The sequence below is a fragment of the Nocardioides euryhalodurans genome (assembly GCF_004564375.1).
GTDB lineage: Bacteria > Actinomycetota > Actinomycetes > Propionibacteriales > Nocardioidaceae > Nocardioides > Nocardioides euryhalodurans.
Map to the genome: position 1 here is coordinate 716,675 of NZ_CP038267.1, position 12,854 is coordinate 729,528.

Annotated in this window: 16 protein-coding genes; 2 read left to right on the forward strand and 14 right to left on the reverse strand. The window is 74.1% G+C overall.

The genetic code is table 11. The features are described from left to right. Positions 1 to 13 precede the first annotated feature (13 nt). Entirely contained in the window at positions 14 to 757 is a 744-nt protein-coding gene (locus EXE57_RS03405) for a sirohydrochlorin chelatase (protein ID WP_135074007.1), read from the forward strand. On the opposite strand, the gene EXE57_RS03410 is transcribed toward EXE57_RS03405, so the two are convergent. From EXE57_RS03410 to EXE57_RS03475, 14 genes are all read right to left on the reverse strand, one after another. Continuing rightward, on the reverse strand, positions 754 to 1,476 hold the full coding sequence (locus EXE57_RS03410; protein WP_135074009.1) for a DNA alkylation repair protein: 723 nt from the start codon (positions 1,474 to 1,476) through the stop codon (positions 754 to 756). The two genes, EXE57_RS03405 and EXE57_RS03410, sit on opposite strands and share 4 nt — an antisense overlap. After that, a complete protein-coding gene (locus EXE57_RS03415; RefSeq protein WP_135074011.1) occupies positions 1,473 to 1,853 on the reverse strand; it encodes a DUF3037 domain-containing protein in 381 nt (126 codons plus the stop codon). Before EXE57_RS03415 ends, EXE57_RS03410 begins: the two co-directional genes overlap by 4 nt. Further along, the gene (locus tag EXE57_RS03420; protein WP_135074013.1) at positions 1,850 to 2,614 is read right to left on the reverse strand and encodes a HipA family kinase; all 765 of its coding nucleotides are present in this window, start codon (positions 2,612 to 2,614) and stop codon (positions 1,850 to 1,852) included. Before EXE57_RS03420 ends, EXE57_RS03415 begins: the two co-directional genes overlap by 4 nt. Beyond that, positions 2,611 to 3,447 (reverse strand): PPK2 family polyphosphate kinase, encoded by an 837-nt coding sequence (locus tag EXE57_RS03425; RefSeq protein ID WP_135074016.1) that lies wholly within the window; start codon positions 3,445 to 3,447, stop codon positions 2,611 to 2,613. The genes EXE57_RS03420 and EXE57_RS03425 overlap by 4 nt, the downstream gene beginning before the upstream one ends. 33 nt (positions 3,448 to 3,480) lie before the next feature. Then, positions 3,481 to 4,191: a GNAT family N-acetyltransferase gene (locus EXE57_RS03430; RefSeq protein WP_244246973.1), complete on the reverse strand. Its 711-nt coding sequence runs from the start codon at positions 4,189 to 4,191 to the stop codon at positions 3,481 to 3,483. Between the two features lie 10 nt (positions 4,192 to 4,201). Beyond that, complete coding sequence (locus EXE57_RS03435; protein WP_135074018.1) at positions 4,202 to 4,789, reverse strand: regulatory protein RecX; 588 nt, start codon at positions 4,787 to 4,789, stop codon at positions 4,202 to 4,204. After that, entirely contained in the window at positions 4,779 to 5,828 is a 1,050-nt protein-coding gene (recA, locus tag EXE57_RS03440; RefSeq protein ID WP_135074020.1) for a recombinase RecA, read from the reverse strand. Before recA ends, EXE57_RS03435 begins: the two co-directional genes overlap by 11 nt. A 238-nt stretch (positions 5,829 to 6,066) precedes the next feature. After that, positions 6,067 to 7,209 (reverse strand): sensor histidine kinase, encoded by a 1,143-nt coding sequence (locus EXE57_RS03445; protein WP_135074022.1) that lies wholly within the window; start codon positions 7,207 to 7,209, stop codon positions 6,067 to 6,069. Further along, the gene (locus EXE57_RS03450; RefSeq protein ID WP_135074024.1) at positions 7,206 to 7,889 is read right to left on the reverse strand and encodes a response regulator transcription factor; all 684 of its coding nucleotides are present in this window, start codon (positions 7,887 to 7,889) and stop codon (positions 7,206 to 7,208) included. Before EXE57_RS03450 ends, EXE57_RS03445 begins: the two co-directional genes overlap by 4 nt. Then, a complete protein-coding gene (locus tag EXE57_RS03455) occupies positions 7,867 to 8,286 on the reverse strand; it encodes a hypothetical protein (protein WP_167305804.1) in 420 nt (139 codons plus the stop codon). Before EXE57_RS03455 ends, EXE57_RS03450 begins: the two co-directional genes overlap by 23 nt. 5 nt (positions 8,287 to 8,291) lie before the next feature. Then, the gene (locus EXE57_RS03460; RefSeq protein WP_208542954.1) at positions 8,292 to 9,446 is read right to left on the reverse strand and encodes a molybdopterin-dependent oxidoreductase; all 1,155 of its coding nucleotides are present in this window, start codon (positions 9,444 to 9,446) and stop codon (positions 8,292 to 8,294) included. Next, on the reverse strand, positions 9,443 to 10,084 hold the full coding sequence (locus tag EXE57_RS03465) for a methyltransferase domain-containing protein (RefSeq protein WP_135074028.1): 642 nt from the start codon (positions 10,082 to 10,084) through the stop codon (positions 9,443 to 9,445). The genes EXE57_RS03460 and EXE57_RS03465 overlap by 4 nt, the downstream gene beginning before the upstream one ends. Beyond that, positions 10,081 to 10,737 (reverse strand): TIGR04282 family arsenosugar biosynthesis glycosyltransferase, encoded by a 657-nt coding sequence (locus EXE57_RS03470; RefSeq protein ID WP_135074030.1) that lies wholly within the window; start codon positions 10,735 to 10,737, stop codon positions 10,081 to 10,083. The genes EXE57_RS03465 and EXE57_RS03470 overlap by 4 nt, the downstream gene beginning before the upstream one ends. Further along, positions 10,734 to 11,393, reverse strand: coding sequence for a glycosyltransferase family 2 protein (locus EXE57_RS03475; RefSeq protein WP_135074032.1), 660 nt, complete (start codon positions 11,391 to 11,393; stop codon positions 10,734 to 10,736). Before EXE57_RS03475 ends, EXE57_RS03470 begins: the two co-directional genes overlap by 4 nt. 116 nt (positions 11,394 to 11,509) lie before the next feature. Here EXE57_RS03475 and EXE57_RS03480 point away from each other — a divergent pair, with 116 nt between their 5' ends. Next, entirely contained in the window at positions 11,510 to 12,853 is a 1,344-nt protein-coding gene (locus EXE57_RS03480) for a hypothetical protein (protein ID WP_135074034.1), read from the forward strand. Position 12,854 lies beyond the last annotated feature (1 nt).

The following is a 12,854-nucleotide window of genomic DNA, read 5'->3' on the forward strand; positions in this document are numbered from 1 at the left end:
AGGAAGAACTGACATGACTGCTCCGGCACTGGTGGCCCTCGCCCACGGAAGCCGCGACCCCCGCTCGGCGGAGACGATCGCGGCGCTGGTCGACGAGGTCAAGGGGATGCGCCCCGACCTCACCATCGAGAAGGCGTTCCTCGAGCTCTCCCGCCCGTCCTTCCAGACGGTCGTCGACCGGCTCGTCCGCAAGGGCCACGACGAGATCGTGGTCGTCCCCCTGCTCCTCACCGAGGCCTACCACGCCAAGGTCGACGTCCCCCGGGCCGTCGCCGAGGCCACCGCGCGTCACGAGGGTCTCCGGATCACGACCACGGACGTGCTCGGCCTCGAGCCGCGGCTGCTCGAGATCCTCGACCTGCGGATGCGCGAGGCGCTCAAGCAGTCCCGCGTCCGCGAGCTCGACGCGCTCGTCCTCGCCGCCGCCGGCTCCTCCGACGCGATGGCCAACCAGGCCGTCGCCCGGCTCGCCCGGCTCTGGGGCACCCGCCACAAGCTCCCGGTGACGGCGGCCTTCGCCTCGGCCGCGCCGCCGGCGACCGGCGAGGCGGTCCGCGCCTTCCGCGGCGAGGGTCGGCGCCACATCGCGGTCGCCTCGCTCTTCCTCGCCCCGGGCTTCCTGCCCGACCGCGCTCGCGAGCTGGCCCTCGAGGCCGGCGCCGTGGCCGTGTCGGACCCGCTGGGGGCCCACCCGGAGCTCGCCCGCACGGTGCTGGCCCGGTACGCCGTCGGCGCCGTCGAGCTGGTGCCCGTCTAGGTGTCCTCGGCTGACAGGTGCTTGAGCGCCTCGCGCCGGCTCAGGCCGCTGAGCCGGGGCTCGCGCTCGGCGACGTAGCGGGTGACCCAGGCCGGGTCGGTGCGCGCGTGCTGCCGCAGCGCCCAGCCGACGGCCTTGCGGATGAAGAAGTCGGCGCCGTGGCGCGAGTCGGTGAGGTTGTGGTCCAGCACCTCGGCGAGGAGGGCGACGTCGGTGCCGCCCCCGTGGCGGAGCTGGGAGAGGATCGCGGTACGCCGCACCCACAGGTGGTCGTCGACGGCCCAGCCACGGATCGTCGGCGTCACCGCGTCGCGGTGCCCGGCGAGGACCCCGCCGACCAGGTGTGCCGCGATCTCGTCGACCACGTCCCACCAGGCCCCGGTCCGGACCAGGTGGAGGTGGAGCGGGAGCACGTCAGGCTGCTGCCAGCCGCGGTAGTACCGGTGGCGCAGCAGCGCGAGGACGGCGTACCACTCCTCGCGGTGGGTGGCCCCGTCCCAGAGCTCGTGGGCGGTGCCCTCCCACACCGCGCGGTCGTCGATCCGGTGCGCGGCGAGCAGCGGGCGGAGCACCGACCTCAGCGTGGCCGAGGAGAGCCCGTGGAAGGGCAGGACGGACTTCATGTAGCGCTGCTGCTGGACCGCCCGCTCGGGATCGGCGTGGTCGGCCAGTGCCTCGCGGACGGCGGACACCAGGGCGTGGTCGACCTGGCCGGTCATCCGACCAGGCGCTCCAGCAGGTGCTCCAGCTGTCGCGCGGGGTCGGCGGTCAGCCCCCCGTGCACCGGCCCCGGCTGGATGACCGTGCTCCGCGGCGCCTTGAGGAAGCCGAACCGCTGCCCCAGCGGAGCCCGGGCGGCCGAGCCGCCGCGCTCGTCGCCGGCGCAGACCCCGACGACGAACGCGAGCCCGGCCTCGACCTGGGCGAGGTCCAGCCGGGGGTCGAGCGCGCGAAGACGGTCGTGGTCGACCCGGCAGGCCACCTCGAGGAATCCGGTCGCCTCGCAGAAGAGCACGACACCGACGTTCACGAACTCCTCGCGGTCGGGCCGCGGCACGCAGCGCAGGACGACGTACTGGTAGGCCAGCCGGGTCATGCCACCTCCCCCGGGAGCCAGGCTCGGGTGCCGAGTCGGGCGGACAGGAAGTCGACGTACGCCGCGCGCAGCGCGTCGGGCGAGTCGGCGCCCGGGACGGGCTCGAGCCACACGTCGGGCACCTGGCTGAGCACCTCCACGAACACCTCGCGACCGAGCTCCGCGCGCAGCACCTCGTCGACCTCGCCGAGCGAGGGCGCGTGGCTGCCGAGGATGTGGTCGGAGGCGTCCCAGGGCTGGGCGGCGAAACGCGCCGGGTCGGTGACGCCGCCCGACCAGGCGTGGTGGAAGTAGAGAGCCGCGCCGTGGTCGATCAGCCACAGGTCGCCGTGCCACACCAGCAGGTTGGGGTTGCGCCAGCTCCGGTCGACGTTGGCGCAGAAGGCGTCCAGCCAGAGCACCCTCGCGGCCTCTCCCGGCTGCAGCGAGCCCTCGCCGTCGAAGCCGAAGGCTCCGGGGAGGAAGTCGACGCCGAGGTTGGGACCGGCGCTGGCCTTCAGCAGGTCCTGCACCTCCTCGTCCGCCTCGTAGCGGGCGATCTCGGGGTCGAGGTCGAGCACGACGGTCCGCGGGGTGTGCAGGCCGATCCGGCGCGCCAGCTCCGCGACGACGACCTCGGCCACGAGGACGCGCACCCCCTGCCCGGCACCTCGGAACTTGCAGACGTAGGTCCCGAGGTCATCGGCCTCGACGATGCCGGGGAGCGAGCCGCCCTCGCGGAGCGGGGTGACGTAGCGGGTGACCGCGACGGTCGGGATCACGAGACGGGCTCCTCCTGCTCGAGGCGGCGCTGCTGGGCCTCGACGTCGAAGTCCGCGCGCGGCCACTGCGGGTTCATCCCGTGCAGGGCGTCGCGCAGCAGCCATCCGACGGCCAGGTTCCGGTACCACTTGCGGTCGGCGGGGATCACGTACCACGGGGCGATCTCGGTGTTGGTGCGCTCCAGCGCCGCCTCGTACGCGGCCCGGTAGTCGGGCCACAGGGCCCGCTCGTCGATGTCGCCCGGGTTGAACTTCCAGTGCTTCTCGGGGTTGGCGAGCCGTTCGGCGAGCCGCTCCTTCTGGGTGTCGGCGGAGACGTGGAGCATGCACTTGACGAGGACCACCCCGTCGCGGGCGAGCTCGGCCTCGAAGTCGTTGATCTGTCCGTAGCGGCTCTCGATGGTCCGCGGCTCGGCCAGCCCCCGGACCCTGCCGATCAGGACGTCCTCGTAGTGCGAGCGGTCGAAGACCCCCACGATCCCGGGCTCGGGGAGCGCCCGCTTGATCCGCCACAGGAAGTGGTGCTGCCGCTCCTCCTCGGTGGGGGCCTTGAAGCTGGTGATCCGCACTCCCTGCGGGTCGATCAGCCCCACCGTGTGGCGCAGCACCCCGCCCTTGCCCGAGGTGTCCATGCCCTGCAGGAGGAGCAGCACGCGTCGGTGCGACCCGGTGGTGCCCTCGGCGAAGAGCCGCTCCTGCAGGTCGGCGAGCTCGGGTCCGAGCGCGGCCAGCGCCTCCTGGCCATCGGCCTTGTCGCCGGTGAACCCGGGTGTTGCGTCGGACGGGAGGCCCCGCAGGTCGACCGGTCCGGGGGGCAGGCGCAGCTCGCTCATGGCGCCATCATGTCGTCTCGCCGGTCGCGCTGCTCACCCGACGACGCGGGCGACGTCGAGGCTGCAGCCCACGACGGTCGCCACCGACCCGTCGGCACGCGGCTCGTCGAACCAGGTGCCGGGCGCGAAGCCGACCTTCTCGAGCACCCGCAGGCTCGCGAGGTTGGTGTGCTCCGGTGCGGCGAAGTAGGTCGTCACGTCGCGGTAGCGGTGGCGCGCGCTGCGCACCCAGGCCCAGAGCATGGCGGTGCCGATGCCCTGGCCGAGGAGGTGGGGCTCGCCGATGGCGTAGTCGACGCCCACGGCCTCCGGGTCGGGCACCAGCACCGCGAAGCCGGGGTGGTCCCGGATCCGGTAGTCCTGGCAGAACCCGACCGAGCGGCCGTTGGCCTCGACCACCCACATCCGGGTCCTCTCCATGCCGTCGATGGCCGGTCCGTACTGCTCGGTGACCCGCTCCAGGGTCGGCTCGCCGTCGGCAGCCCACCAGCGGTGCACCTGCTCGCTGGCCCGCCAGCGGGCGACGTCGGGGAGGTCGCCGCGCCCCATGGCGCGCAGCGCGATCCGGAGGTCGTGGTCGACCTGGAACCGCTTGACCTCTCCGGAGAGGTCGACCGGCGTCGGTTCCACGTGGAGGCTGGCGCAGGTACGGCGGGCGGCCGCGGCCCACGACTCCCCCGGTCGGACGACGCCGCTGAGCTCGTGTCCCCGGTCGAGGATGGTCAGGTGCGTGGCGTCGTCCACGGGGCCGAGGCTAGTCGAGCGGCTGCTCGGTCTCCTCCGACGCGGACCCGAGCTCGTCACGGACCACGGCGAACGCCAGTCCGGGGGGGTAGCCCTTGCGGCCGAGCATCCCGACCAGGCGTCGGGTCCGGGTCGCGTCGTCGAAGCGCTCGAGGCTGCGCAGCTTCTTGCGCACCAGCCGGCGGGCGGCCTCCTCCTGCTCGTCGGCCCCGATCAGCGTGAGCGCCTCGCGGGCGACCTCGTCGTCGACGCCCTTGCGGCGCAGTTCCTGGGCCAGCGCCCGCGGGGCGAGCCCCTTGGCCGAGTGGCGACCGCTCACCCAGGTGTGGGCGAACGCACTGTCGTCGACCAGGCCGATCTCCTCGAAGCGGCTGAGCAGCCTGGTCGCGACGTCGTCGGGCACCCCGCGCTGGGCCAGCTTGTCGGCCAGCTCCTTGCGCGACCGGGCCCGTCCGGTCAGCTGGTCGAGGAGGATCTTGCGTGCCACCTCCTCGGCGTCGGCGTCCGGGCCAGCCGCCTCCACGTCCTCGGGAGGTGGCTGGCCCGTCCATGCCTCGACGCCCAGCCGGACGTCGCCCTGCCAGGGATCAGAAGTCATTGATCCCGATGGGCTCGTCGGACAGGTCGCTCGGCGCGTCGACGGTCGGTCCGACCCCGAGCTTCTCGAGGATCTTCTTCTCGAGCTCGTTGGCGAGGTCGGGGTTGTCGCGCAGGAAGTTGCGCGCGTTCTCCTTGCCCTGGCCCAGCTGGTCACCCTCGTAGGTGAACCAGGCGCCGGCCTTGCGCACCAGCCCGGCCTCGACGCCGACGTCGATCAGACCACCCTCCCGGGAGATGCCCTTGCCGTACATGATGTCGAACTCGGCCTGCTTGAACGGCGGGGCCACCTTGTTCTTGACGACCTTGACCCGGGTCCGGTTGCCGACCATGTCGGTGCCGTCCTTGAGGGTCTCGATCCGGCGCACGTCGAGGCGCACCGAGGAGTAGAACTTCAGCGCCCGGCCACCGGTCGTGGTCTCCGGCGAGCCGAACATGACGCCGATCTTCTCGCGCAGCTGGTTGATGAAGATCGCCGTGGTGTTGGACCCGTTGAGGGCGCCGGTCATCTTGCGCAGCGCCTGGCTCATCAGACGGGCCTGGAGGCCGACGTGGCTGTCGCCCATCTCGCCCTCGATCTCGGCCCGGGGCACGAGCGCGGCCACGGAGTCGATGACGACCAGGCTCAGCGCGCCGGAGCGGACCAGCATGTCGGCGATCTCGAGCGCCTGCTCACCGGAGTCGGGCTGGCTGACCAGCAGCGCGTCGGTGTCGACGCCCAGCGCCTTCGCGTAGTCGGGGTCCAGGGCGTGCTCGGCGTCGATGAAGGCGACGATCCCGCCGGCCCGCTGGGCGTTGGCCACGGCGTGCAGCGCGACCGTCGTCTTGCCGGAGGACTCCGGACCGTAGATCTCCACCACCCGGCCACGCGGCAGCCCGCCGAGGCCGAGCGCGACGTCGAGCGCGATGGAGCCCGTCGGGATGATCTCGAGCGGTGCGCGCGCCTCGTCGCCGAGCCGCATCACCGACCCCTTGCCGAACTGCTTTTCGATGTTGGCGAGAGCGACGTCGAGCGCCTTCTCGCGGTCTCCACCAGCCATGTGGGTTGCCTTCCGTGTCGTGTGGTCCAGGTGCGCCTTCGACGCTAGGGCGAGCCACTGACAGCGTGGTCCGGTCCGGACGGGGCTGTGGACAACTCGCTCCGCGTCGCACCTGTGGACGAAACCCTAGCCGAACAACTGTTCGACCGAGGTCATCCGCGCCTCCCGCGTGTCGCGGCTAGGGCGTGTCCCTCAGTTCTCGGCCGTCGCAGCAGGCCATGGAGCCGGGAGACACGTCCTAGGACGCCGGCAGCCGGACGAGGAACCGGCAGCCCACCGGGACGGTGCCCGCCTCGACGTTCTCCACCCCGATCACGCCGCGGTGCGCCTCCACGATGCCCTTGACGATCGCGAGCCCCAGACCGGCCCCGCGCACCCGCCCGTCCTCCTCCTGGGCGGGGGTGCGTGCCGGTTCGCCCTGCCAGGCGACGTCGAAGACCCGCGCCATGTCGGCCGCGTCGATGCCGCCGCAGCCGTCGGTGACGCTGAGCTCCACCCCGTCCGGCACGGTCCGGCCGTGGATCTCGACGACGCCGTCGGCCGGGGTGTGGCGGATCGCGTTCATGAGCAGGTTCGAGATCACCCGCGACAGGCCCGCCGGGTCCGCGGTGATGGCGATCCCCTCCTCCACCGAGCCGCCCAGACGGATGCTGCGTGCCCGGGCGACGGGGTCGGCCCCGGCGATCGCCTCGCTGACCAGGTCGCCGACGAGGACCGTCTCGGGCTCGATCCGCAGCACGCCGGCGTGGATCCGCGACAGCTCGAAGAGGTCGTCGACCATCCGCACCATGCGGTCCACCTCGACCCGGATCTGGGTCCGGTAGCGCTCCGGGTCGGGAGCCATCCCGTCCTCGAGCGCCTCGGTCATGGCGCGCATCCCGGCGAGCGGGGTCCGCAGGTCGTGGGAGACCCACGAGATCAGCTCGCGACGCGACCCCTCGAGCCGGGCCTCGCGCGCCCGCGACTCCTCCAGCTTCTCGCTGGTGCGCGTCAGCTCCTCCGACAGCTCCCGGAACTCCGCAGGACCACGACCTCGCGCCTCGTACGGACCGGGCCGGGCGAGCTGGCGGGCGTCCTCGCGCAGTGATGCGGACCAGTGGGCGATCGCCGCACCCAGCGCGAGGGCCACGGCCAGCGACACGACACCCGCGACCACGGCCACCAGGGCCACGACCCTCCAGTCGTGCTGCGAGATGAACATCAGCTGCGCCGCACCCACGACACCCACGAGCACCGAGAGGGCCGCGACGACCGCGACCAGCGACAGCTGCCAGCGGATCGAGCGGCGACGCAGCAGCCAGGCGACACCCAGCCCCACGGCGCCGACCCCGACCGCGCTGGCCGCGGCCACCCCGATGACCTGCAGCTCGTCACCACTCATGCGCTCTCCTCCCAGCGGTAGCCCACGCCCCACACCGTCACCAGCCGCTCGGGCCGGGTCGGGTCGTCCTCGACCTTCTCGCGCAGCCGGCGCACGTGCACGGTCACCGTCGACTGGTCGCCGAACGACCAGCCCCACACCTGTTGCAGGAGGTCCTCGCGGGAGTACGCCTCGCCGCGGTGGGCGAGCAGGAAGCGGAGCAGGTCGAACTCCCGCGCGGTCAGCGACAGCGGGGACCCGGCGCGCGTCACCTCGTGGCGGACCGAGTCGAGCACCAGGTCGCCGTCCTCGAGCACGTCAGGCACGGCCGGCTCGGGCTCGCTCGTACGTCGGAGCACCGAGTCGACCCGCAGCGCCAGCTCCCGCGGGCTGAACGGCTTGGTGACGTAGTCGTCGGCGCCGAGCTCCAGCCCCACCACCCGGTCGGTCTCGGACCCGAGCGCGGTGAGCATGATGACCGGCACCGGCCCGACCGCGCGCAGCCTCCGGCAGACCTCGAGGCCGTCGATCCCCGGCAGCATCAGGTCCAGGACGACGAGGTCCGGCGACTGCTCCTCCGCCATCACCAGCGCCGTCTCGCCGTCCCGGGCCTCACGGACGTCGTGCCGGTTCGCCCGCAGGTAGGACACGACCACCTCCCTGACGGTGGGGTCGTCGTCAACGACCAGGATCTGTGCCACGGGCCCTCCTCCGCCGCTGGACGACCGACCCTACGGCCACCGCCACGACGAGCGTCGCCACGAGCACCAGCCAGCCGGCCGTGTAGTCCCGGTCGAGGAGGGAGGGGTTGTCCGGCCGCCGGCCGAAGCCCCCCAGGACCGGGACCGCCAGCAGCGTCACCGAACCGACCACGACCAGCAGCACCGCGCCCGGCGCCCGGACGGACCGGGGTGCCACGCGCCCGGCCAGCGCCACGACGACCAGCACCAGCGGCACCAGCACGGCGTCGTGGAGCACCACCCCGGCGACCAGCCACTGGGCGGCGGAGACCAGCTGCTCACCGGCCTGGCGGGTGAGCAGCAGCCAGCCGCCGTACACCCCGACGGCGACGCCGACCACGCCCAGCGTCCAGCGCACGCCGGTCACGTCGCCACCACCCGGGACAGCCACTTCGTCTGACGCACGCCCGGCCGGTTGGGGGCGATCAGCCGGCAGGGATGGCCGTGGTCGAGCGACAGCACCTCCCCGTTGACGCGCAGCGCGACGAGCGTGCGGTCGTCGTCCGCGAAGTGGCCGGGCAGAGCGGAGGTCCGGAACGCACCCGACTCCTGCAACGACTCGAAGACCACCGCGCTCCCGGCGGGGGCGCCCACGAGGTCGAGCAGCGTGCGCAGCCGGACCCCGGTCCACTCGGCGTTCTCGCTCCACCCCTCCACGCACGCGATCGGCAGCGTCTCGGTGACCTGCGGCAGCGCCTGCAGCTCCTCGAGCCCGAACGTGCGCCGCTCGCCCGCGTGCTCGACGGTGAGCCGGTACGCCGGGCTGGTGGCCGTCTCGAGGACCCCGGCGGCTCGCGCGGACTTGGTCACCGGCAGCCCCTGCGGGCCGTCCGAGGAGCGCACCGCCAGCACCGAGACCTCACGCAGCCAGCCGACGCTGTTGCCGGCCGTCGCGACGACCGCCACGCCGGCCGCGAGCCAGGTGGTCCGCAGCAGGCCACGCCTGCTCAGGGCCCCGGGTTCGGTGGCGGTGGGCCGGTCGAGCGCGGTGTCGTCGACGTCGGCCCGCAGCGCCTGCCGGATCAGCGGCAGCTTGACCGCCACGTGCAGCACGAGCGCCCCGATGGCGACCCACGCCAGGGCGTAGTGGGTGGTCCGGAACGAGAAGGCCCACGGATACCAGGCGGTCGAGTTCGCCAGGCCCGACGCGAGCAGGAAGACGGCCGACGCGACGAGCACGGCGATGGAGCCACGCTCGGCAACCTCCACGAGCAACCCGCGGAGCCGGCGCGGCGGGCGCAGGAACAGCCTCGGATAGACCGTCCAGAGCTTCACCAGGAGAAGCGGCACGGCGGCGGTCCCGCTGATGACGTGCAGCCCCTGCGTGACCCGGTAGCCCCAGGCCGGGCTGGCCGGGAACGGGACGGGCTGCTGCGGCAGCTGGGCGTAGTGGCTCACCAGCCCGGTGAGGAAGCAGAGGCCGAAGGAGATGCCGAGCAGCACACCCACCCGGCTGGCGACCGCCGGGCTGCGCAGGCGGCTGGTGAAGTGCTCCGGCGCGGGCGGGCGGGGCCTCACGGCGCCTCCTCCAGCACGACGCACCACCGGTCGCCGGCCCGGTGGAGGCCGGTCTGCCGCAGCCCGACCCCGGCGGCCAGACCCGGCACCGCATCGGCCCCCACGACCGACCACCGGAAGGGCCGGCTCCGCTCGTCGCCACAGGTCAGCACCGCCCACGTGGTGCGCAGGCCCAGTCCCGGCGGTGCGACCTCGGCCACCACCCGCCCGCGCGGGTCGAGCAGCTCGCGCGCCCGGCCCAGCAGCGCGGCGGGGTCGCCGCCGATCCCGATGTTGCCGTCCGCCAGCAGCGCGGTGCGCCAGCGGCCCTCTCCGGGCAGCGACTCGAAGACGTTGCGGCGCAGCGCCGTCGCACCGCGGCCGATCGCCTGCGCCACGGCCTCGGGGACGACGTCGATGCCGAGCACGACGTGGCCGAGCTCGGCCAGCCGGGCGCTGAGCCGACCCGGGCCGCAGCCGATGTCGAGCGTGGCTCCCTCGCAGCGGTCGAGGAGCAGGTGGTCCGCCTCGTCGGCGGCCCGGGCCCAGTCGGCGACGGGCAGCGAGCGCGGCTCGCCGTACCCGTCGACCTCGACGACGTGGCAGGGGTGGCCCTGCAGCGCGCGGGCGAAGACCTGGGTGAAGGCGGCGTCCGTCATCGGGCCCGCACCCCGTGCCAGGCTCGGGCGAAGGCGCCGTGGGGTGCGTCGGCGGCCACGAGGTCGGCGTCCGCCACCGTGTCGACGTCGCGCAGCTCGGTGGCGTCGGCGACGTCCAGTCCGGCCGTCTCCAGCGCGACGCGGGTGTCGCGCCCAGTGGTGGGTCGGGACATGGGGACGTCGTGCAGCACCCGGGCATGCCCTGGGTCCCGCAGCGCCAGGACCCACCACCCGCCGTCGACGGCGGGGCCGAGCACCGCGTCGGCGGCGTCGAGCCCTGCGGCGACGTCGGTGAGGTGGTGCGCGTCCACCTGCGGGGTGTCCATCCCGATCTGGACGACCGGCCCGGGGCCGAGGTCCCGGTGGGCGTGCACCAGCCGCTCGGCGAGTCCGGTGCCGCGCTGTGGTCGTACGGTCCACCCGGCGAGGCCGTCGCGCAGCTCGGTCTCGCGGACCGCGCCGGCGAGGTCGCCCGCGAGCGCGAGGTGGCACCGACCGCCACCGACCGCGCCACGGCAGGCGGCGAGGGTGTCGAGCAGCGCGGCCGCCGCCAGGTCGGCGGCCACCTCGTGACCCACCTCGGCGCCGAGCCGGGTCTTGACCTGTCCGGGGTGCGGAGCCTTGGCCACCACCAGCAGCCGGGTCGGGGTCACGAGAGCACCCGCCAGAAGTCGCGCGCGGCCCGGGTGGTGCCCCGCACCGATCCGGACACCTTGGAGCGGGTGCCCTCGGCCCGGGGGTGGTAGCTGACGTCGCGCTCGACCACCCGCCACCCGGCGTCGGTCGCCTTCTGGAGCAGCTCGACGGGGTAGCCGAAGCGGCGGTCGCGGACGTCGAGCGCCAGCAGGTCGGCGCGCCGGACCACCCGCATCGGCGCGATGTCGTGGACCGCGAGGCCGATCCGGCGGCGCAGCCAGGCCAGCACCAGCGCGTTGCCGAGCCGGGCGTGCCAGGGCCACACGCCGGCGGTGACCGGCCGCCGCCTGCCCACGGCGAGGTCGGCCCGGCCCTCGGCGACGTCGGCGACGAGGGTCCCCAGCTCGGCGGGGTCGAAGGAGCCGTCACCGTCCATGACCGCCACCAGGTCGGACGTGGCGGCGAGCAGCCCCGCGTGCACGGCGGCGCCGTATCCCGGAGCCGGTTCCGGGACGACCCGGGCACCCAGGCGGAGCGCCACCTCCGCGGTGGCGTCGCGGGACCCGTTGTCGACCACGATGACGGCGTACTCCGCCGGGATCCGGGGCAGCAGGTCCCGCAGGGCCGCGGCCTCGTCGCGGCACGGGAGGATCAGGTCGCAGGTCGGGGGCACGTCGTTCACAGTAGGTGCCTGACCTGCGCCGACGGGCGTCTCGGCACCTTACGGATCGCTGACGTGTCCGCGCGTGCCAGCGTCCCTGCCACCGCCACCGGCCTAGAGTCCACGGCATGTCCCGAGCGGTCCCCGCAGGCTCCCGGTCGGCGTGGACCGGTCTCGTGGTCGCGGTGCTGCTGGTGGTCCTCGCCGTGCTCCTCCCTGCCCTGACCGGGTGGGAGGTCCGCTCGCGCTCGGCCGGAGCCGGCGGCATCGCGGTCCCCCCGCTCCACGGCACCTGGTCGCCGGTCTGGCTCGGCCCCGGGACGCTGCCCGCGATCCTCCTGGCCCTGGCGTCGTGGCGCTGGGCCACCGGGCTGGCGGACCGGCTCGCCTGGCGCCGGCTGCTGCTCGCGTCGTACGCCGTGGCGCTGGCGTGGGCGCTCTCGCTGGCCCTCACCGACGGCTGGTCGGGGATCGCGCACGTGACGGCCCACGGCTACGACTACGGCGACACCGCGCGCGGCGTGACCGACGTGCCGGCGTTGCTCGAGGCCTGGGTGCCGCGCATCGATGCCGACCACCCCGACAACTTCGTGACCCACGTGGCCGGCCACCCGCCGCTGGCGCTGCTCTTCTTCGTCGGGCTCGCCCGGGTGGGCCTGGGCAGCGACCTGGCCATGGGCCTCGCCGTGACCGTCGTGGCAGCCAGCACCGCGCCCGCCGTGATGTTCACGCTGCGCCGGCTCGGGGCCGAGGGCGCCGCCCGCCGCGCCGCGCCGTTCCTGGCGCTAGGTCCGGCCGCGATCTTCATGTCCGTCTCGGCCGACGCCGTCTTCGCGGCGGTCGCGGCCTGGGGACTGGCCGTGCTGGCCGTGGCAGCGACCTCGACCGGCCGTGGGGTGACCGTGACGTGGTCGCTGCTCGCCGGCGTGCTGCTCGGGTGCTGCGTGATGATGTCCTACGGCCTGCCGCTGCTGGGGCTCCTCGCGCTGGCCGTCCTGGCCCTGGCCCGCTCGTGGTGGCCGCTGCCGCTGGCCGCGACGGCGGCCCTCGGCGTCGTGGTCGGCTTCGCCGCGCTGGGCTTCGCGTGGTGGGAGGCCTACCCGGCACTCCACGAGCGCTACTGGCGCGGCCTGGCCTCGGAGCGTCCGGGGGCGTACTGGACGTGGGCGAACCTCGCTGCCCTGACCCTGTCGGCCGGCCCCCTGCTCGGCGCCGGCCTCGGTCGCCTGATGGCGCTGCGGCGACGCGCGGACCCGGCCGTCGCGCTCCTCTTGACGGCGGCCGCCGCTGCCGTGCTCATCGCGACGCTCTCCCAGATGAGCCGCTCGGAGGTGGAGCGGATCTGGCTGCCCTTCGTGCCGTGGCTGCTGCTGTCGACGGCCCTGCTGCCCGAGTCCTGGCGACGGCCCGGGCTGGCCCTCCAGCTGGTCGCCGCACTGCTGCTGGAGCACCTGCTCTACACGAGCTGGTGAG